16 protein-coding genes are annotated in these 20614 nt (G+C 64.7%); 10 read left to right on the forward strand and 6 right to left on the reverse strand.

What is annotated here, in order from left to right; all coding sequences use genetic code 11:
• Positions 1-20 precede the first annotated feature (20 nt).
• The 5 genes from D3874_RS23700 to D3874_RS23720 all read right to left on the reverse strand — a co-directional run bounded on the left by D3874_RS23700 (position 21) and on the right by D3874_RS23720 (position 9644).
• Positions 21-2273, reverse strand: a complete 2253-nt coding sequence (locus D3874_RS23700; protein ID WP_158596191.1) for a DUF1302 domain-containing protein — start codon at positions 2271-2273, stop codon at positions 21-23.
• Positions 2274-2736: 463 nt separating this feature from the next.
• The gene (locus D3874_RS23705) at positions 2737-4764 is read right to left on the reverse strand and encodes a DUF1302 domain-containing protein (protein WP_119781671.1); all 2028 of its coding nucleotides are present in this window, start codon (positions 4762-4764) and stop codon (positions 2737-2739) included.
• Between the two features lie 258 nt (positions 4765-5022).
• A complete protein-coding gene (locus D3874_RS23710) occupies positions 5023-6402 on the reverse strand; it encodes a DUF1329 domain-containing protein (RefSeq protein WP_119781673.1) in 1380 nt (459 codons plus the stop codon).
• Between the two features lie 88 nt (positions 6403-6490).
• Positions 6491-8338, reverse strand: a complete 1848-nt coding sequence (locus D3874_RS23715) for a DUF1302 domain-containing protein (protein ID WP_119781675.1) — start codon at positions 8336-8338, stop codon at positions 6491-6493.
• A 388-nt stretch (positions 8339-8726) separates the two neighbouring features.
• Positions 8727-9644: an SMP-30/gluconolactonase/LRE family protein gene (locus tag D3874_RS23720; RefSeq protein ID WP_199699232.1), complete on the reverse strand. Its 918-nt coding sequence runs from the start codon at positions 9642-9644 to the stop codon at positions 8727-8729.
• 113 nt (positions 9645-9757) lie between these two features.
• Here D3874_RS23720 and D3874_RS23725 point away from each other — a divergent pair, with 113 nt between their 5' ends.
• From D3874_RS23725 to xth, 10 genes are all read left to right on the forward strand, one after another.
• The gene (locus D3874_RS23725; protein ID WP_147385836.1) at positions 9758-10216 is read left to right on the forward strand and encodes a hypothetical protein; all 459 of its coding nucleotides are present in this window, start codon (positions 9758-9760) and stop codon (positions 10214-10216) included.
• Complete coding sequence (locus D3874_RS23730; protein ID WP_119781681.1) at positions 10213-10692, forward strand: hypothetical protein; 480 nt, start codon at positions 10213-10215, stop codon at positions 10690-10692. The genes D3874_RS23725 and D3874_RS23730 overlap by 4 nt, the downstream gene beginning before the upstream one ends.
• Before the next feature lie 81 nt (positions 10693-10773).
• On the forward strand, positions 10774-11571 hold the full coding sequence (locus D3874_RS23735) for a lysine/arginine/ornithine ABC transporter substrate-binding protein (RefSeq protein ID WP_119782461.1): 798 nt from the start codon (positions 10774-10776) through the stop codon (positions 11569-11571).
• A 62-nt stretch (positions 11572-11633) separates the two neighbouring features.
• Positions 11634-12677, forward strand: coding sequence for a polysaccharide pyruvyl transferase family protein (locus D3874_RS23740; protein ID WP_199699233.1), 1044 nt, complete (start codon positions 11634-11636; stop codon positions 12675-12677).
• A 169-nt stretch (positions 12678-12846) separates the two neighbouring features.
• A complete protein-coding gene (locus D3874_RS23745; protein ID WP_199699234.1) occupies positions 12847-13935 on the forward strand; it encodes a polyamine ABC transporter substrate-binding protein in 1089 nt (362 codons plus the stop codon).
• A gap of 87 nt (positions 13936-14022) precedes the next feature.
• Positions 14023-15168, forward strand: coding sequence for an ABC transporter ATP-binding protein (locus D3874_RS23750; RefSeq protein ID WP_119781685.1), 1146 nt, complete (start codon positions 14023-14025; stop codon positions 15166-15168).
• Positions 15165-16211, forward strand: coding sequence for an ABC transporter permease subunit (locus D3874_RS23755; RefSeq protein WP_119781687.1), 1047 nt, complete (start codon positions 15165-15167; stop codon positions 16209-16211). The genes D3874_RS23750 and D3874_RS23755 overlap by 4 nt, the downstream gene beginning before the upstream one ends.
• Positions 16208-17032 carry an ABC transporter permease gene (locus D3874_RS23760; protein ID WP_119781689.1) on the forward strand — a complete coding sequence of 275 codons (825 nt, stop codon included), beginning with the start codon at positions 16208-16210 and terminating at the stop codon, positions 17030-17032. Before D3874_RS23755 ends, D3874_RS23760 begins: the two co-directional genes overlap by 4 nt.
• A gap of 466 nt (positions 17033-17498) precedes the next feature.
• Positions 17499-18527 (forward strand): 2Fe-2S iron-sulfur cluster-binding protein, encoded by a 1029-nt coding sequence (locus D3874_RS23765; protein WP_119781691.1) that lies wholly within the window; start codon positions 17499-17501, stop codon positions 18525-18527.
• A gap of 15 nt (positions 18528-18542) precedes the next feature.
• Positions 18543-19340 (forward strand): exodeoxyribonuclease III, encoded by a 798-nt coding sequence (gene xth, locus D3874_RS23770; RefSeq protein WP_119781692.1) that lies wholly within the window; start codon positions 18543-18545, stop codon positions 19338-19340.
• A gap of 9 nt (positions 19341-19349) precedes the next feature.
• Here the strand turns inward: xth and D3874_RS23775 are convergent, their stop codons facing one another.
• Positions 19350-20543 (reverse strand): Fic family protein, encoded by a 1194-nt coding sequence (locus D3874_RS23775; RefSeq protein WP_119781694.1) that lies wholly within the window; start codon positions 20541-20543, stop codon positions 19350-19352.
• Positions 20544-20614: the final 71 nt, after the last annotated feature.

Consider the following 20614-nt stretch of genomic DNA (forward strand, 5'->3'; position numbering starts at 1 on the left):
ACCCTGACCCGATTTTTTCTTCAGAACTGATAGCTAAAGGTTACACCCATGAAGTCGCGGTCGATGTACGGGTTGCGCGAGCCGCCTTCGCCGCCGCCACCGCCCCAACTTTTGTAGTAGTTGACGATCACCGCCGTGTTGGACAGATATTCCGCCTTGAGCTGCAAATTGATCGAGTTGACGCCTTTGGTAAAGCCGGGGTGCGGCGCCGGCGTGGTACCGAACAAGCCCGCCGAAAAACCGATGGCGGGGGTAAGCGTCACGCCTGACAGAATGTCGGGGTAATCCCAGAAGATCAAGCCCTGGACGCCCCCAGACCAGCGCGTAGGTGCTTTCCCGGTGGCGGGGAAATAGAAATCATAGTCCCCATATGGGGGTAATCCGGTGGCCATCAGGGGCGGCACCACGGTCAGGCCGCCGACGGTGAGCGGCGCGGTGCCGAAGCCGCTGTAACCGAACTGGCCGTAGGAGGCATATTTCAGATCGTCGGCCAAATCGAAGTACAGCGCGCCGAATTCGACCAGCGCCGTCACCGAGGATGCGCCCAGCACGCTGGTGATATTGTCGGTGGAAGCGAACAGCTTGGTGAAGCGCATGGACGCCAGCCACATGTCCTGGCGCTTGTCGAGATAGACCGTGTTGGGGCTGGCCCCCGACAGGCTGGGCGTGTCAGTTCCAGGCACGTTGACGATCGGGGCAATGCCGGGATTGGTCGCCGGCAGGCCCAGCGCCGTAATGGGTGCATTTGTCACCGGATCGACGGGTACCCCGCCCGCCGCATTGTAGGTGGTGACGAGGAAATTGGTCTCGGCGACATAGACCGGCACGTCGTGCTTGTAGGACAGCTCGAAATTGATCGCGATACCGGTCCATTCCTCCATCGTGTTGAAGGCAAAGCCCAGCATGTCGATGCCGGAGGGGTAGTATTTGTGCAGGATCGTGTTGTCGAGGTTCTCGAGCACGGCCGAGCGCGGATAGGTGCCGTAGATCCCGCCCGAACCGTTGCCGACCAGGGCGTCGACCAGCGGCTGGGCCAGCGGATCGGCCAGGGCCGCGACAATGTCCGTGACGCTGTTGCCCACCGGCGAATTGAGCAGGCCGGCGAGGGCCGAGACCAGGCCGTCGAGCTCATTCACGCCCAGGCCGTTGAGCACGCCGCCCAGCAGGGCCGGGGCGTTGGTGACCAGTTCGGTGCCGCTGACGTGGCCGGTGCCGGGCGCATCGTGCGGCACCACCGCCTTGATCGAGGGCAGGCGGCTGGTATAGCGCATGTAGTAGAACTGGAACTCGGTATTGTTGAGTTCCGGCACCAGCGCGCGGATCGCCACGCCCCAGTCGTTGACGGAGGAGGGCTCGTCGTCCTGCAGCCGCATGTTGGCCGAGACCAGTTGCGGCCCGCCCACCGAGGCCGGAAAGTCGAAATCGCTCGGATCCTGCCCGCTGCCGGCGTTGAAGGCGCGGGAATCGCCATAGTCGGTCAGGCTGGGCACGCCGGTGGCGCCGTCGCACAACGTGTCGGTGAAGGAGAAATAGCTGCCGCAGGCCTCCAGCTTGAAAGGCTCAAAGCCCCATTGATAGAAGGCTTCCAGCGAGACGCCCTGGAACAGGTCGATCGAGTTCGAGATCATGGGCACCGGGATCAGCGCGTCGCGCAGCTCGGCGCCGGGCACGCGGATCTTGCTGACGTTGATCGGGTTGATCACCGAAATGCCACCGATGGTGAACAGGGCCTCGCCCCAGTTCAGCACCTGGTTGCCGATCTTCACCAGGCCGAAATGGTCGCCGATGCTGTAATTGTAGCCGACGACGTAGTCGAGCATTTCGGCGTCGTAGCGCGCCCGGTCCTGGGCATAGGGGTTGTACTGCCCCCGGTACGGCCGCTCCTGCGGCCCGTTCACCGCCAGGTCGTTGTTGTCGGCGATCGAATCGTAGAATGCCGTGCCCCGGGCATAGACGAAGAAATCCTGCCATTTCAGGCTGATTTCCGAGGTCACCGTGGTGATCTGGCTGATGATATCGTACTTGTCGAAATTCAGGTTGCCGTCGTCGGTGCTGCTGGCGTGGTGGGTGCCACCGTTGTAGAGGCCGACATTGCGCGGGTCGCGGTCGGCCAGGCGCATCTGGAAGCCGGTCGACAGCGAGGTGATGATCTGGCCTTCGACCTCGTCGCCAATAGTGAATTCGGCGCCGAGGGCGGGCAGGGCCAGGCACAGGGCAACCGCCGCCGTCGCCATGATGCCGCCGCGAAGCATCGGGCGCGAAAATGGCGTCATTTTTTTCGGGGCCAATTTCACCGCTGCTGCGATCCTCGGCCCACGGGCCTGTGCCTCTTCCATTCCCTGATTCCCCTCCAACGCAACCCTTTTACGGCAGGCATTTTCCGCCGGCGACGCCGGCAGGCCTGCGACTACGCCCGTACCGTCAAGAGGGGCGCGCCTTTTTTAAGGCACAACAGGGGGCGGCTGTCCCGATCAATTGAAACCGGGGCTTTCGGGAATTGGCCCAATGCGGGGTCATCTTGCTGCGCTGCAACTGAAAAAACCCGCCGCAGAAACATGAACCAGAATCGGCGTCATCTTTTTGGGGGGTGCAAAGCCCTCTCCTCCACGGGAGGAGAGGGTGGGGTGAGGAGGTTGTAGGGCAGGGCGTCCTGCATCTCGGAGCGGCCCGGCCCACCTCCCCCAGCCCCTCCCCCCGCACGCGGGCGGAGGGGAGCAACAGCCTCAGACCCCGTCCTCAGAAGACATAGGAGACGGTCAGGCCGATGAAATCGCGGTCGAGCGCCGGGTTGCGCGAACCGCCCAGGCCACCGCCGGCGCCCCAGCTCTTGAAGTACGAAATCTGCGCGGAATAGGAGCCGAGGTAGTCCGCCTTCAAGGCCAGGTACATGGAATTCATGCTCTTGGTGAAGCCGGGATTGGGGGCGGGGGTGGAGCCGAACAGGCCGGTCTGGAAGGCGACGATCGGGGTGAGGTTGATGGGCGTGCCAAAGGCGGCGGGATAGTCGAGGATGAACAGGGTGGTGAAGCCGCCCGACCATTGGGTCGGCGGCTTCCAGGTCGCCTTCACGCGGGCGTCGCCCTGTTCGGGCAGGGACAGGGCGGGTACCGCGGGCGCCCCGATATCGACCAGGGGATTCAGCGGCCGGGTCGAGAAGCCGGAAAAGCCGTTCTGGCCATAGGCGGCGTAATCGTAAGGCCCGTCGGGATCGATATCGACATAGATCGTCGCCGCCTCGAGCAGGGCGATGATCGAATTGGCCCCCAGGGCCGAGACGATCCAGTGGGTGGTCGGCAGGATCTTGGTGAAGCGCAGATTGGCGTTCCACAGATCGTGCGGCTCGTCGAGGTTGAGGTCGAGCGGGGGCGGCGCATCGGGGTCGAAGGGCTGGCCGTTCTCGACATAGGGCGCGATGCCGAAGGCCTGGTTAGCCAGCAGCGGGTTGCCGCCGGCGTTGTTGTAGACGGTGAAGGTCAGGACGGGTTCGGAGACCCAGACCGGGGCATTGGTTTTCAGCGAGATTTCGCCGTTGATGGCGAGGCCAAGGCTGTCCACCGTCGTGTTGAAGCTCATGCCGTAGAGCTCGACATCGTCGGGGTAGTAGATCGTCAGCTTGCCGTGATCGAGATTGTCGAGCACGACCGAGCGGGGCGCGGTGCCAAAGCCGGGATCGGTCAGGCCGGGGATGCCGAAGAGCGTGCCCGTCGCCGGATTCTTGTAGTCGCCGAAGGCGTTGATCGACGGCAGCCGGCTTTGATAGTTGATGTAGTAGAAGCCGAATTCAGTATTGTTCAACTCGGGCGAATAGTAGCGCAGGGCGATACCCCAGTCGTTACCTTCGGCATCGTCGTCGATGGTGGTGTCGGCCGAGATGCCGTCGTAGTTGCGGGCATTGTCCTGCGGGTTGTCGCGGCCCTTGTAGTAGGAGCGGGTGTCCTTGAAATCGGTGCCGACGCCGACGCCGCGGGTGCCGTCGCAGAACGAATCCGTGGCCGACATGAAGGCGCCGCAGGCCTCGAGCTTGAACGGCTCGAAGCCGAAGGTGACGAAGCCTTCCAGCGACAGGCCGTCGGCCAGTTCGTAGGAGGCCCAGGCCATGGGCACCGGGATAAGGGCATCGCGCAATTCAGCGCCGGGCACGCGGATGCGCCCGACATCGATCGGGTTGATCACCGAAATCGCGTTGATGGTGAACAGCGCCTCGCCCCAGTTCAGCACCTGGCTGCCGATCCGGACGCTGAGGTTGCGGTCGAGCACCTGGAAATTGCCCGAGACGAAATAGTCCTGCATATAGGCGTCGTAGCGGGCCTTTTCCTGGCCATCCATGGTGTAGACGCCGCGTTCGCCGCGCTCGGGCGGGCCGTTCACCGCCAGCTCGTTGTTGTCGGCGATATAGTCGTAGAAGGCCGTGCCCCGGATATAGAGCCCCAGGTTCTGCCATTTGAGATTGATCTCGCTGGTGGCGGTGCCGATCAGCGTCGTCAGGTCGTATTTGTCGAAGTTCAGGTTGCCGTCGTCATTGCCGGCGGAGGGAAAATTGCCGCCGTTGCTGATGCCGACGTTGCGCGGGTCGCGGTCCGCCATGCGGATCTGGGTGCTGACCGACAGCGAGGTGATGATGCTGCCGCTGACCTCGCCCCATTCGATGTCCAGGGCCTGCGCCGACTGTACCCCAAGGCCGGCCCCCGCGCCCAAGCCCAGGCCGACAAACAATGCCGCCAACGCGGTCGACCCGCGCGGCCCCAAGACATGACGCGACCTCATGCGGACGCCCCTCCCCCCTGATCAACGCCGCGCCGATCAGTCCCGATCGGTCACGCCTGTTGAGATGCGAGTTTTCTCGCTTGTGCTGCGAATTTTCGGGCATGGGGGAGGATTGTCAATATTATTGACAGAAGACTTGGGGGCAATTTCCGGCTATTGGCCCCGATGCGACGGCATCATGCGCCAGTGTGGCGCAGGCCTGCCCCAAAAGAAAACGGGCGGCCGAAGCCGCCCGTTTCGTCATGACCGCGGTGACACTCAGCGGGTGCCGAGGCGGCGGATCGCGTCGGGGGTGTAGCGCTCGGGCTGCAGTTCCTCGACGTTCCACTCCAGCGGCTTCTCTTCCATGTTCATGGTCTGGGCGAGATAGCGGCCGGACTGGAGGTCGTAGTCGACCTCGAAGATCTGGTTGCAGGACTGGGCGTCGTAGTACTGGATGATCGGCGCATCCTGGACCCGCCAGAGCGAGCCGCGGGTGTCGAACAGCGAGACGTTGGTGAAGGTCCAGCTGTCCTCGTCCTGGAAGATCACGCGCTTGGAATAGATGTGACGCGCGCCTTCCCGCAGGTTGGCCTCGACATTATGCACCCGGTGCAGTTCGTAGCGCATGACATCCTGATTGGGATGCTGGCCGGTCAGGAACTCCTTGTAGGGCGTGTTGTTCGCCTTGTAGGCGTTGTAACCGATATAGGCCTCCTGGAGGCCGTTGTACTTCCAGGTATAGCGCTCGGGCGAGCCGTTCATGATATCGAACTGGTCGATCGTGGTCAGGCCGTCCGAATTGGTGCCCGGGTTGTCGAAGGACAGGTCGGGCGCGCGCAGCACCCGGCGGGTGCCGGGGTTGTACTGCCAAGCCTGCCGCGGGCCTTGGCTGTCGTTGATATTGTCCAGCACCAGGATGATCGAGCCGGCGATACGCGCCGGCGCCGTGGTCATCGAGAGATAGGTGATCCAGACGTTGTTGAGCTGGCTGAGCTGGGTGACGTCGCCCACCGCGCGCACACCCGGGCCCATGTAGTGCAGGATGCCTTCGTCCTGGGCCTTCACGATGGTGTAGTCGCCGGTGCGGGTGACCGCGGCCAGCGCGAAGGCGCGGCGGAACTTGAAGCCCAGACGCGGGCGGAAGCGGTGGTTCCAGAAGAACTCGACGCCTTCGGTGGCCAGCGGGAAGGGCACGCCGACCAGGCCTTCCGCCAGGCCGTTGCCGTCGGGCGTCAGCTTGGCGACCTCGGCATTCTTCTTGTTGGCGTCATAGACCGCCTGCTTGTAGGCGCAGCTGCGATGGGTCTTGTAGACGTTGAGCTTGTAGGTCGGGTAGGTCTTCAGCAGGGCGAGCTGGCCGGGCGACAGCTTGGCCGCGTACTGGTCGGCATTGGCGCCGGTGATGGTGAACAGCACGGGATCGCTGGCAAAGGGATCGACCAGGCGCTGGCCCGGGGCATAGCCCGCCGGTGCGGTCTTGATGCCGCCGTCCCAGGCCGGGATCGAGCCATCGGCATTGCCGGCCTTGGTGGAGCCCATGGGGGTGAGATCGGCGCCCAGCCGGGCGATCTGGTCGGGGCCGCCCTTGGCAAGGGCCGTGCCGCCCAGCAGGGCCGCCAGGCCGAGGGTCAGACCAAGATACGCAATACGTTTCATCAGGAGCCTCCCGGAGGGACCGCGCCACCCTGGCGCGGCCCGACATGTTTTTCTTATGTTATGTTTAATGTTACGTAAACAGCGGACATCAGAACGTGTAGCTGATCGAGGCCGAGAAGAAGTCACGATCGTTCAACGGATTCTGACGGCCGCCGAAGTAGGTGGTGTAACCAATCGAGCCGCGCCATGCGAGCAGGTAGTCCGCATCGAGCTGGAAGCTCAACGCGCTGGCTCGCTCGATATAGCCGGCGGCAACCGGGGAGTTGCCGTAGAGGCCGGTGGCATAGCGGAGACTCGGCGTCAGATTCACCCCGGCGAAGGCGTCGGGATAGCTTGCCGAGGCCACCGCCGTAACGCCAACCGAGAAATCGGTCGCCGCCTCGTACTTGCCGGTCAACGGATCGGTGAACGCCCCACTGCCGGGAGTGCCGTTGCCGAAGACGTCGAAGGCCAGGATTTTTTCGTTGGGCAGGTCGGCGTAGACGCCGCCGAACTCGGCGATCAGGCTGATGCTGTTGGCGCCGATCGCCGACGTCGGAAAGTCGGAGCCGCCCAGCGTCTTGATGCCGCGCAGCATGAAGGTATAGATGTCGTCGCGGACAAAGCCCTCGATGCGCTGCCCGGGCATGCCGGCGGTCAAACCGTTCTGCGTGCTCACCTGGTTGGGGAAACCAACCGCGCTGCAAGGCGCGCCGGGGGCGGGAATCAATGCGCAGATGTAGGCTGTCGCAAAAGACTCGCCGTCGATCAGCAGCGGGTAGTCATGCATCCAGGCGACTTCGCCGGCGAGCGAGACACCGAGCGCGTCGATCGACGTGTTGAAGCTGGTGCCCAGCATCTTCACGTCCTCGAGGTAGGTGACCTCGAGCCGGCCGTTGTTGGCGTTGACAAACGGGCTCGCTGTCAGCACTGCCGGGGTGACAAAGGTCGGTACCGGCAGGCGTGCGGTGATGTTGGCGTAATAGAGGCCGAATTCCGTGTTGTTGAGTTCCGGCGAGAAATAGCGCATGGCCACGCCATAATTCTTACCGTCGTTGTTCTCGTCGTCTTGAACATAGACCGGTGAAGAGAAGCCGCCGACGTTGGGGAAAATCACGTCGTAGTCCTGGCCGGCGCCAAAGCCGGTGCCACCCTGTCCGACGATATCGCTGGTCGAAAAGAAGCTGCCCGAAGCGTCGGCAATGGTCGGGCGGAATTCGAACTGGTAAAACGCCTCGACGCTCAGGCCGCTGCCGACTTCGTAGGTCAGCAGCGCTGCGGGCATCGAACGCACAGCGTCGCGCAGTTCGGCGCCGGGCTGGCGCAACTTGGAGATATCGAAGGAGTTGACCTGGGCAAAGCTCAAAGGCGTGAACAGCGCCTCGCCCCAGGAAATCGACTGCTGGCCAATCTTGGCGATCAACTGATTGTCGCCGATATCAAACTTCCCGCGCACCCACAAATCCATGATTTCATAGCCATGGGATGCCGTGTTTTGCCCCGCTTCGGTCTGGCGGCCTGCCAGATCGCGGTAGTTGGCAGCCCCACCCATAAAGGCGAGATCACCGTTGTCGTAGATGTAGTCGTAGAAGGCTTGGCCACGAGCATAGACGGTGAAGTTCTGCCAGCTCGCCTCAACCTCACCCTGTACCCGAACCGGCGCATTGACGAAATCGCCGCTGTCGAAATTCAGGTTGCCATTGTCGCCGTTGCAGGTAGTCGACGTACCAACCCCGGGCAAGTTCGCCGGGCAGATCAGCCGACCGTCCCGGCCTTCGGTACGAATCCCGAAGCCCGCCGAAATTGACACCTGCGTGTTGATCGTGACTTCGCCGACCTCGAAATTGGCGGCCTGCGCCGTGCCGGCCCCCAGCAGCCCGAACGCGACGGCGAGTGAGCCCGCGCCAAGCGCGGTCGCCCGCGTCAAACGGGTACGAACAGAACTATCTTTCCTCAACGTGACCTCCCACCCTTTAAGCCCCGGCGCCCTGACCGGGCGTTTTCGTTATTTATGTTTTATCGTTATTGCATTGCAGCGCTGCGAGAGCCGCATGACCGATCTACCCGACACCGTTCCCAAAACGGTGTCAAGTCTCGACCGGCGCGCGAGGTGCTTTCTCGCATTGCAACAGTTGCAGAATCGCCACACCAGAAAAAGCCACGCGATGGCAATGACTTACGGTGACATTTTGTCACTTTGGGGCTTTTCCGCGACAAATCGGCACAACCGGCCACCCCGATTCAGTTGCCGCCATTATGGGTGTTTTTTCGGTTTTCGTCGCGTCATGAAGGCATTTCGGGCACCACTGAAAGTAGTGCCCGAAAGACCGGAATGCCGGCGTGCCCTATTGGTGATGAAGGCGCAGGCCGGGCCGGGGCCAGTCGCAGGCGATCAGCCTGCCGGTGCCCGACAGGGTGATGAAGGCGGTACGCAGGGCCGGGCCGCCGAAGCAGATATTGGTCGTCAACGGATCGGGGAAGGGGATGTGCTCCACCTTGGCGCCGTCGGGGGAGATCGCGGTGATGCCCCCGTTGAGCAGGGTCGCGACGCAGACATGGCCTTCGCCGTCGACGCCGAGGCTGTCGTAGAGGTTGAGCCCGCCGGGGCCGGCCAGCAACTGCCCGGGGTGCCCGAGCAGGCCGTTGGCGCCGCCGATCTTGCCCGGCCCCGCCACCGCGAAGGACCAGACCCGGCCGGTGAAGGTCTCGGCCACGTAGAGCACCTTGCCGTCGGGCGACAGGCCGATGCCGTTGGGCGCCTGGAGCGGGAAGATGACTTCCTCGATGAAGCTGCCGTCGGCCTTGGCATAGAACACGCCGGTGGTATCGCGTTCGCGCGCCCGCGACTTGCCGTGGTCGGTGAACCAGAAGCCGCCGGTGCCGTCGAACACCAGGTCGTTAGGGCCCCGCAGGCGGACGTCGCCCGCCCCGGTGTAGAGCGTTTCGGCCTTGCCGGTCGACAGGTCCACCCGCTGGATCGAGCCGCCGGCATAGTCGTGCGCCTGGTGGCCGGGGACCAGAATCCCTCCCAGATCGGTGAATTCGAAGCCGCCGTTGTTGCAGATATAGACATGGCCGTCCGGCCCGATGGCGGCGCCGTTGGGCCCGCCGCCCAGGCTGGCGACCACGGTCAGGCGGCCGTCCGGGGCCACGCGGGTCAAGGTGCCCCGCGCGATTTCGACGACCAGGACATCCCCGTCGGGCAGGGCCACCGGCCCTTCCGGAAACCGAAGCCCCGAGGCTATTTCACGAAACGCAATCACATTCCCCTCCCATCTGGCGACGACGCGGGCATTTTTGTCTTTCCCCGCGCGAATCGGACGGTAACTTGGCGCAAGCCGCCACCTCAAGCCGGCTGATTCATGGTTTTGCCCGAATGATGCGTCCCTGCTGCCTGTCGCCCTCACGCCCCGCCCCATCGCCCCTGGCCTGGGCGCTGGTCGCCGGCCTGACCGCCGTCGCCGGGTCCGCCACGGCCGAGCAGGTGCCGACCGCGCCAGGGCAGACCATGGAGGTCGCCCCCATCGACGGCTACTGTGTGCTCGACGAGAGCCGCCCGGCCGAGGCCGAGTTCCTCAAGACCATCCGCGCCACCGTGGGCAGCGCCATGCGCGTGGCCCTGGCCTTCGGCGACTGCACCGAACTGGTCGAACTGCGGGCGGGCGAGCGCCAGATCCTGGACAATTTCGGGCAGATCCTGCTGCTGGCGAATGCCGAAGGCGTGGTGCAGCAGAGCGACGACTCCAAGGCGACCTACCTCGACTCGATCGCCAAGCAACTGACGTTTCCCCCGGCCGGATCGAGGATATCGCCGCCAACGGCGAGGCGCAGATGAAGGCCGCCGGCAAGGATGCCCCCGCGCCAATCGTCGCCGTCCTCGACCACGACGACCAGGCCTTCTATATCGGCACGGCAAAGCTCCAGGTCGACGGCAAGCGGCGCACGGTCATCGCGGGCCTGGCCGCCATCACCCTGATCCGCCACACCTCGGTCACGGTCAACCTGTTCAGTGCCTATGACGGCAGCCAGAAGACTGGCGTCGCGGTGCTGAGCAACCTGACCCGGCGCCTGAAGGCCGGCATCGAGGATCTGCAATTCGTCAACGAGGACCCGGCCGCCCCGCCGGCGCCCCTGCCGGTGCCCAGCCGTAACGAATGGCAGGCCATGGGCTCGACCGCGCTGATCGGCGCGGTGATCGGCGGCGGCATCGGCGGCATCGGCGCCCTATTCGTGGTCTGGCGCCGCCGGCGCCGCCTTGCCCGGCTCGATGCCCTCGCCACCCCCGCGGCCGAGTTGGCGCCGGGCGACTGATTCCGCGCCGCGCTTGGCGCTTGATCTCCTCCGACAGGCGCGCGACGCTGATATCCTCCGCAACGCATGGGGGATGAAATCATGTTGTTTGGTAAACGCGCGCGGTTCGGCCTGCGCTTCGTCGCGGCTGCCGCGGCCGCAGTGGCCCTGGCCGGCCTGACGCCGGCCTCCGCCGCCGAGAAGGTCGTCAAGATCGGCACCGAGGGCGCCTATCCGCCGTTCAACGCCATCGATGCCGGCGGCCAGCTCTATGGCTTCGACGTCGATATCGCCAAGGCGCTGTGCGAGAAGATGAAGGTGAAGTGCGAGTTCGTCACCCAGGACTGGGACGGCATCATTCCCGCCCTGCAGGCCAAGAAGTTCGATGCCATCGTCGCCTCGATGGCGATCACCGACGAGCGCAAGAAGGTCGTCGACTTCTCGGACAAATACTACGACACGCCCACCCAGTTCGTGTCCGTGAAGTCGGCCGGCATCACCGAAACCACTCCCGCCGCCCTCAAGGGCAAGGCCCTGGGCGCCCAGAGCGCGACCATCCAGGCCGACCTGCTCGAAGCCCTCTACAAGGAATCGACGATCAAGCTCTACGCCACCGTCGACGAGCTCTACGCCGACCTGGCGTCGGGCCGGGTCGATGCCGGCCTGGTCGACAAGACCGTGACCTACACCTGGCTCGAGACCCCGCCGGGCGCCTGTTGCGCCTTCGCCGGACCGGAGATGTTCGAGCCCAAGTCGATCCTGGGCAACGGTGTCGGCATCGCCGTGCGCAAGGGCGATACCGAGCTGTTGACCGCGCTCAACAAGGCGATCGCCGAAATCCTGGCCGACGGCACCTACAAGACCATCAACGACAAGTATTTCCCGTTCTCGATCTACTGATCGGGTAACACCATCGAGGGCGCCCCGCCGGCGGGGCGCCCTTTTTGCTGCAAAGAAGACCGATGCCCCAGCGCTTTGCCGATGTCGTCGCCCGCAACGGCGCCGTTCCCCTGATCTGGGCGGCGGCGACCGAGGCCCAGAACTACCTGAACCTGGGCGATGCCTTGAGCCCGGTGATGGTCGCGGCCTTCAGCGGCCTGGCCGTCGACCGCCGGCCGATGGCGTCCAAGTCCGTGCGCATGTCCTGCGTCGGCACCATCGCCCACGGCTTCGAGGGCGGCGACGTCTTCGTCTGGGGCACGGGGATGAGCGAGGCGAGGCGCCCCGGCCAGGCCGACGCCGGCAAGTGGGCACCGCCGCCCGACACCCGCTTCACCGTCTGCGCCACCCGCGGCCCTGTGACCGCCAGGATCCTGAGCGCCGCCACCGGGAGCACGACCCGGGCCTATGGCGACCCGGTGGCCCATCTGCCGCAGTTCTACAAGGCCCCCGTGGCCAAGCGCCACGAACTCGGTGTCATCCTGCACCTGTCCGAACTCGACGGCCGCGCGCTGACCGCCGGGCCCAAGCAGGAACTGGCGCGTTACCATGTCCCGCCCGACCTCGCCGGCGAGGTGCGCCTGATCAACACCCTGACGCCGATCGGCGCCGACGGGCTGGAGGCCAAGATGGCCGAGATCCTGTCGTGCCGGCGCATCGTCTCGACCAGCCTGCACGGCATGGTCATCGCCGAGACCTTCGGCATTCCATGCCTCTATTTCTCGCCGCGCGGGGCGGCCGGGCTGACCCAGGTCGACCTGACGGCCAAGCCCCGCATCGACAAGCGCATGGTGGATTTCTACCTGGGCGCGGGCCGGCAGCGCCTGAGCCATTACGAATGGCCGCACGATACGCCCGGCGACTGGCCCCGCCTGATCCGCGCGATCGACGAGGCCTGGGTGCCGCTGGCCATCGACCACAGCCAGTTGATCGACAGCTTCCCGCTGCCCTATCGCCCGCTCGAAACCGACAACCTGTTCCGCCTGGCCCCGATCCGCAATATCCCCTACCAGCACGCCGTCGGCGCCCTGCTGAAGAAGGACCAGGCCGCCCCGGTGCGCTGGTGAGGCGCCCTTGGGCAGGCGGAAGCGAGCGGCTGAACCGCTTTCGCCGGTTCGGCGGGCCTATATCCCGGTTTTGATTGACCCTGCGCGTGCCCCACGGTTCTAATTCGGCGGGTGCAATGAGGCGGGGGCTCCACTCGCCCAAAGGCGGAGAATGATGATGAGGGGTTCGTTGAAACAGTATTTCCTGGGGGCCTGTATGGCCGCCGCGGCCTTCGCGGGCCCGGCCTGGGCCGAGGAAAAGGTCGTCAACGTCTACAACTGGGAAGAATATATCGACGACACCACTCTGGCCGATTTCGAGAAGGAAACCGGCATCAAGGTGGTCTATTCCACCTTCGATTCCAACGACACGCTGGAAGCCAAGATCCTGGCCGGCAAGTCGGGCTATGACGTGGTCTTCCCCTCGGGCGCCTTCCTGCAGCGCCAGATCGCGGCCGGCGCCTACCAGAAGCTGGACAAGTCCAAGCTGCCCAACATCACCAACATGGACCCGGCGATCATGGAGAAGCTTGGCGTCTTCGACCCGGGCAATGAATACGCCGTCGATTACATGTGGGGCGTCACCGGCGTCGCCTACAACGTCAAGAAGATCAAGGAACTGATGCCGGATGCCCCGGTCGATTCCTGGAAGCTGGTATTCGATCCCAAGGTGGTGGCGAAGTTCAAGGGCTGCGGCGTCACCCTGCTGAACGCGCCCGACGAAGTGATCCCGGCGGTGCTGAAATACATCGGCGAGGATCCCAATTCCAAGGACCCGGAGGTGCTGAAGAAGGCGCTGCCGGTGCTCAAGGCCATCCGCCCCTTCATCCAGCGCTTCGAATCCTCGTCGATGATCGACAAGATGGCGACCGGCGACATCTGCCTCGGCATCATGTGGAACGGCGACCTGTTCCAGGCCAAGGCGGCGGCGGAAGCGGCCAAGAACGGCGTCGAGCTGGCCTTCTATGTGCCCAAGGAAGGGGCGCAGCTGTGGTTCGATTCGATGGTGATCCTGGCCGATGCGCCGCACCCCGATGCGGCCCATGCCTTCATCAACTACATGATGAAGCCCGAGGTGATCGCGCGTAACTCGGCCGCGACCCAGTACGCCAACGGCAATGCCGGGGCCAAGCCGCTGATGGATGCCTCAGTCGTCAACAACCCGGGGATCTATCCGACGCCCGACACGATGAAGATCCTCTACCTGATCACCGCCTACTCCCAGAAAGAGCAGCGGATCCTGAACAAGGTCTGGGAAACCATCAAACTGGGCGAGTGATCGCCCGACCAGCGGCCGGCTCCTCCCAAAGGTGCCGGCCGTTTTCGTTGTGATCTTAAGCGTTTTCAGCACTAGGGGGATCAGGGGATGAGTGTGGCCAGCGCCTCGCGGGTGCCGTTCGAGCCGTGGAAAGATCCGCAGGCCAAGCCCTATATCCGCATCGTCAACGTCACCAAGACCTTCGGCGACTTCGTCGCGGTCGACAACATCAGCCTGGACATCTATCAGCGGGAATTCTTCTCCCTGCTCGGGCCCTCGGGCTGCGGCAAGACCACGCTTTTGCGCATGCTGGCCGGCTTCGAGCGGCCGACCTCGGGCCGCATCGAACTGGACGGGGTCGACATGTCGGCGGTGCCGCCCTACGAGCGGCCGGTGAACATGATGTTCCAGTCCTATGCCCTGTTCCCGCACATGACGGTCGAGGACAACATCGCCTTCGGCCTGCGCCAGGACGGCGTGCCCAAGGCCGAGCGCAACAAGCGCGTCGAGGAAATGCTGGGCCTGGTCCAGCTCAGCAAATTCGGCAAGCGCAAGCCGCACCAGCTCTCGGGCGGCCAGCGCCAGCGCGTGGCCCTGGCCCGCAGCCTGATCAAGAAGCCCAAGATGCTGCTGCTGGACGAGCCTTTGGGCGCGCTCGACAAGAAACTGCGCGAGCAGACCCAGTTCGAGCTGATGAACATCCAGGAACAGGTCGGCATCACCTTCGTCATCGTCACCCACGACCAGGAGGAGGCGATGACCGTCTCCTCGCGCATCGCGGTGATGAACCACGGCCGCATCGCCCAGGTCGCGACTCCGACCGAACTCTACGAATTCCCCAACAGCCGCTACGTCGCCGAGTTCATCGGCGACGTGAACATGTTCGAGGGCCGCCTGACCGAGGCCCAACCCGATCATGTGCTGATCCATTCGGCCGAGGCCGACGCATATATCTATGTCGACCGCAGCACCTCGGCGGCGCCGGGCGCCACCGTGTGGGTCGCGGTGCGGCCGGAAAAGATCGACGTGGGCCTGACCCCGCCCGACGATCCGACCTATAATTGCGTCACCGGCAAGGTCTGGGATATCGGCTACCTCGGCAATCTCACGATCTATCACGTGCGCCTCGCCAACGGCAAAAAGGTGACGGCAGCGGTCGCCAACCGGACGCGCCTGCGCGACCGCCCGATCACCTGGGACGACCAGGTCTATTTCACCTGGATGCCCGACAGCGCCGTGGTGCTGGTATCATGAGCGCGGGCAACGGCCACCACGACGACCGCCCGCCTTCCGCCTATCTGGCGGGCGAGGTCCATTCCCAGCTCGAACTGCTGCACCGCCGCCTGCTCGGCTTTCCGCCCTATCGCTGGGCGCTGGTGTTGGCGCAGAGGCTGGGCATCACCGGCCGCGGCCTGGTCGTCGCGATCCCCTTCACCTTCCTGCTGTTCTTCTTCGTGGTGCCGTTCCTGATCGTGCTGAAGATCAGCTTTTCGGAAACGGCGGTGGCGATTCCGCCCTATACCGACCTGATCGAGGTGGTCGACGACGGCTTCGAATATTTCCTGAACCTGAAGCTGAACCTGGGCAACTACTGGACCATCTTCTCGGAAGATACCTATGTCCGGGCCTATCTGAACTCGGCCAAGATCGCGGCGATCTCGACCCTGCTGTGCCTAGGGATCGGCTTCCCCATGGCCTATGCCATGGCGCGGGCCGACGAAGGGGTGCGGCCGACCCTGCTGATGCTGGTGATCCTGCCGTTCTGGACCTCGTTCCTGATCCGCGTCTATGCCTGGATCGTGATTCTGAAGCCTGAGGGCGGCGTGCTGAACGGGCTGCTGATGTACCTGGGGATCCTGGGGCCGGACGAGCCGCTGCACATCCTCAACACCGAATGGGCCATGTATATCGGCATCGTCTATTCCTACCTGCCGTTCATGGTCCTGCCGCTCTATGCCAATCTCGAGCGCATGGACATGACCCTGCTCGAGGCCGCGGCCGACCTCGGCTGCCGGCCGATCAAGGCGTTCTGGGTGGTGACCGTGCCGCTGGCGATCCCCGGCATCATCGCCGGCTGCTTCCTGGTCTTCATCCCGGCGGTGGGCGAATACGTGATCCCGGAACTGCTGGCCGGCGACAATGTCCGCGTCATCGGCCGCAAGCTGTTCACCGACTTCTCCAGCGAGCGCAACTGGCCCCTGGCGGCGGCGGTCTCCGTCGTGCTGCTGCTGATCCTGATCGTGCCGATCATGCTGTTCCAGCGCCAGCAGGCACGGCTGCAGGAGGCCGGGCAATGAAGAAGGGGCTGACCGGCATCAACCTGGCGGCGCTGACCTTCGGCTTCGCCTTCCTCTATGTCCCCATCCTCATCCTGATCTTCTTCTCGTTCAACGAGTCGCGGATCGTGAACGTCTGGGGCGGCTTTTCGCTGAAATGGTATGGCGAGCTGTTCCAGAACGAAGACCTGCTCGCCGCCGCCTGGGTCTCGCTGGTGCTGGCCACCGCGACCTCGACCCTGTCGGTGATCCTGGGCACCATCGCCGGCTTCGTCATGGCACGCTTCACCAGCTTCCGCGGCCGCACCCTGTTCTCCGGCATGGTCTATGCGCCGCTGGTCATGCCCGAGGTGATCACCGGCCTGTCGCTGCTGCTCCTGTTCGTGGCGATCGAATGGAGCCGGGGTCTGGGCACCATGATCATCGCCCATACCTCGTTCTGCATGTCCTATGTCGCGGTGGTGGTGCAGTCGCGCCTGGTCTCGTTCGACCGCTCGATCGAGGAGGCGGCCCAGGACCTGGGCGCCACCCCCCTGAAGACCTTCTTCGTCATCACCCTGCCGGTGATCGCGCCCGCCCTGGTCTCGGGCTGGCTGCTGTCCTTCACCTTGAGCCTGGACAATGTGGTGATCTCGTCCTTCACCAGCGGGCCGGGCTGGGACACCCTGCCGATCAAGATCTTCTCGGCCGTGAAGCTGGGGGTGAAGCCCGAGATCAATGCCCTGTCCACGATCATGATCACGATCGTGGCGGTGGGCGTCATCTTCGCCTCGATCCTGCAGAAACGGGCGACGGTCGAACGACAACGGGCTGAACGCATGGCGGCCGCGGCGAACGACTAAGGGTTGAAAAATTATTATCGAACCCTGTCGCCGATGTGCATCACAGGGGTGCATCCGCTGCATGAAGTGAGGCGTTGAACAATCGCATGGTTAACCCCATCTTGGGTTCAACAGGATGGTTGCCGTATGGGCGATCCCCCCGATGACCCGGGCGACCATCCCCAGCGGCATTACCCCCTCGATGCCGCTTCGCGTGACAAACGCGACTGCGCCCGGCCGATCCCCCTCGGCCGGGCGCTTTGTTTTTGGCCTCAATAGCCTGTCTTACAAGGCGTCATCCCGGCCTTGAGCCGGGATCTCGTGACGCCCGGACGCCCGAAACACTGGTCCCAAGATCCCGGATCTGCGCTGCGCTTCGTCCGGGATGACGGATCTGTGTGGTGCGCAACCGGGGAACCGCTTTCTCTTTGACGCGGCCTGACCCCTTCCCTAGTTTCGCGGCCTGCGCTGATCCCGGGGAAGAGCGATGACGTTCACGGTCAAGGTCCGCCAGTTCGACAGGCCGATCGAGGTTGCCCCGCGCCAGACCATCCTGGAGGCGGCGCTCGAGGAGGACTACGACTATCCCTTCATCTGCCGGGGCGGCACCTGCGGCACCTGCCGGACGGTACTGATCGCCGGCAAGGTCGAGCTGAAGCCCTATGCCGCCTTCGCCCTGTCCGACGAGGAACGCGAGCAGGGCCTGATCCTGGCCTGCCGGGCGCTGCCGCTGTCTGACTGCGAAGTCGCCTTCGTCGACCTGGACGAGCCGGCGGAATACCGCCTGCGCAGCCTCGAAGGGGCCATTGCCGCGATCGATCGCGTGACCCACGACACGGCGATCCTGCGCATCGAAACGACGGGGGCGCCGCTCGATTTCGCCGCCGGCCAGTTCGCCAGACTGGCGCTGCCCGGCCTGCCGCCGCGCGACTATTCCTTCGCCAACCGGCCGGGCAGCGCCACCCTGGAATTCCATGTCCGGGTCAGCGCCACCGGCGCCGTCAGCCGCCATGTCTATGATCACGCCAAGGTGGGCGACCCGGTGACGGTGAAGGGGCCCTACGGTGCCTCCTATCTGCGCAAGCTGCATCGCGGGCCGATCTACCTGCTGGCCGGCGGCTCGGGCCTGGCGCCGATCAAATCGATCCTGGATGAAGCCTTGGCGGCCGGCCTCCGCCAGCCGATCCGGCTCTATTTCGGGGTCAGGGCGCAGCGCGACCTCTACCTTGACGACTACCTGGCGGATCTGGCGGCCAGGTCGCCGAACCTGACCGTGATCCAGGTCCTCTCGGAGCCCGGCGGCCCGACCGGCCTGCGCACCGGCAACCTGGCCGATGCCTTGCGCGCGGATATCGCCGACGGCGCGGCCGATGGTACCAAGGCCTATCTGTGCGGCCCGCCGGTAATGGTCGAGACCTGTCGCGCGGTATTGATCGACAAGGGCATCCGGCCGGAAGACTGCCACGCCGACGCCTTCTATACCCAGGCCGAACTCGACGCCCTCACTGCCGGCTGACTGGAACCTGTCCCCATGCCCTTTACCATCGCCACCTGGAACATCAACTCCGTGCGCCTGCGCATCGGCCTGGTCGAGCAATTCCTGGGCGCCCACGCCCCCGACGTGCTGTGCCTGCAGGAGACCAAGACGCTCGACGACGCCTTCCCGCGCAAGGCGCTGGAAGCGGCGGGCTATGCCCATATCGCGATTGCCGGGCAGAAGGGCTATCACGGCGTCGCCATCGCCTCGAAGCACCCGTTCAAGACCGTCGAGCGTGATGACTGGTGTGCCATGGGCGATGCCCGCCACCTGCGGGTCAGCTTCGAGGACGACCTGATCGTCGACAATTTCTACGTCCCCGCCGGCGGCGACGAGCCCGACCCCGCGATCAACCCGAAGTTCGCCCACAAGCTCAAGTTCCTGCGCGAGCTGGCGCAATGGGGCGACCGGCGCCGGCGCTCGGACACCCGCGCCATCATGGTCGGCGACCTCAACGTCGCCCCTCACGAACACGATGTCTGGAACCACAAGCAGCTCTTGAAGATCGTCAGCCACACGCCGGTCGAGACCGACCTGCTGGGCCAGGTCTTCGCCGCCCACGACTGGGTCGACGCGGTGCGCCACTTCGTGCCGCTACGGCAAAAGCTCTATTCCTGGTGGTCCTACCGCGCCGCCGACTGGGACGCCGCCGATCGCGGCCGGCGCCTGGACCACGTCTGGGTGACGCCGGCGCTGAAAGACGGGCTGGTCTCGACCTCGACCCTGCGCGAGGCCCGCGGCTGGGACCGGCCATCGGATCACGTGCCGGTCCTGGTGACCTTGGAGCGCTGATCCGTCCCGTCAAACCTCGGGAAACAGGCGCGGAAAGAGGCTGTCGAGGGTGTCGACAGGAAAGCGCAGCGACACCGGACCCTTTGGCGTATCCGATGCCAGCAGGCCGCTGGCGAGGACATCGTTGAAAACGCGCCGGGCCGAGCGCTCTGGCAGGCCGGTGATGCGCGGCACCTCGCCCCGCTCGAATTCGCCGCGGATCAGCGCTTCCTCGAGCAGGCCTGCCGCCTGCGGCTTGAAACTCTCATGCCGCTCTACGTGGGTACGAAGCCGTCGCGCGAGCGTGTTCATTTCGAAGAGACCGGCCATGAAGGTAACCTGGTCGATGCAGACCCGCAGGAACCACCGGATGAAGTCGACGAGGGCGCGTTGTGAGAGGTTGCCGCGACCGTCGAGATCGCCCTGGCGGGGCATATCGGCGTGATCCATCATGCGCTTGTATTCGCCGCGGCCTTCGAGCCCTCGGGCGAGCCCACGCGATATCGACCATAGACCCTGGGCCCCGACGCCGGCCTGATGGGCCATCGCGTGGCTCATGAGCCGGCTCACCCGGCCGTTGCCGTCAGGAAACGGGTGAATGTAATTGAACCGGTGGTGGGCAGCGGGAATCGCCAGAATGCGAGCGGCCTTGCCCATGCGATCGAACCGATAGCGATCCTCGAAATACTGCATGAAGTCGCCGACGCGGGCGCTTGATGGTGGCTGGTGCCGCCCGACCACGACCTCGTGCTCGGGCGAGGAGCGCCATGCGCCGGGGACCATGACGAACTCATGGCCGGCGCCCCGAAGGCGCAGCATGGCGGCCGGGGCATCGCGATAGAATTCACGATGGAGCCATCGCAGGAACGCGGCGCCCGCCGGTTCCGGCAGGTTCCCTTCCACGGCCTGGCGATCCAGCTCGGCCTGGACGCGCGCGTGGGCAGCGGCTTCGACCTGAAGGTCGCGGCGCCCCTGATCGCTATCGAATTCCCCCGCCAAGGCGCGCTCGATATCCCGCGGGCGGGTATTGTGCCCCTCGATCAGGTTGCTGTAGTAGGTGTTCATGATCCGGACGAGGCCCGCGAGGCTGGCCGCGGTTCGCGGGTGCAATGCGCGCCCGAGTGTCGCCGAGGCCGCCGCAAGTTCGGCAACGGCATCAGCAATGGCTTCCGGGGTGTCGTCCAGGCGCGCAGGCTCGATGCGCTGAACGCTTTCTTCAGTCACCCGATTGGCCGATCATGTGTTTTCATAAACGCATGATATCAGGGCGAAAGTCGATTTGAGCAAGGGAAATT

Source organism: Oleomonas cavernae, assembly GCF_003590945.1.
GTDB classification, from domain to species: Bacteria; Pseudomonadota; Alphaproteobacteria; order Zavarziniales; family Zavarziniaceae; genus Zavarzinia; species Zavarzinia cavernae.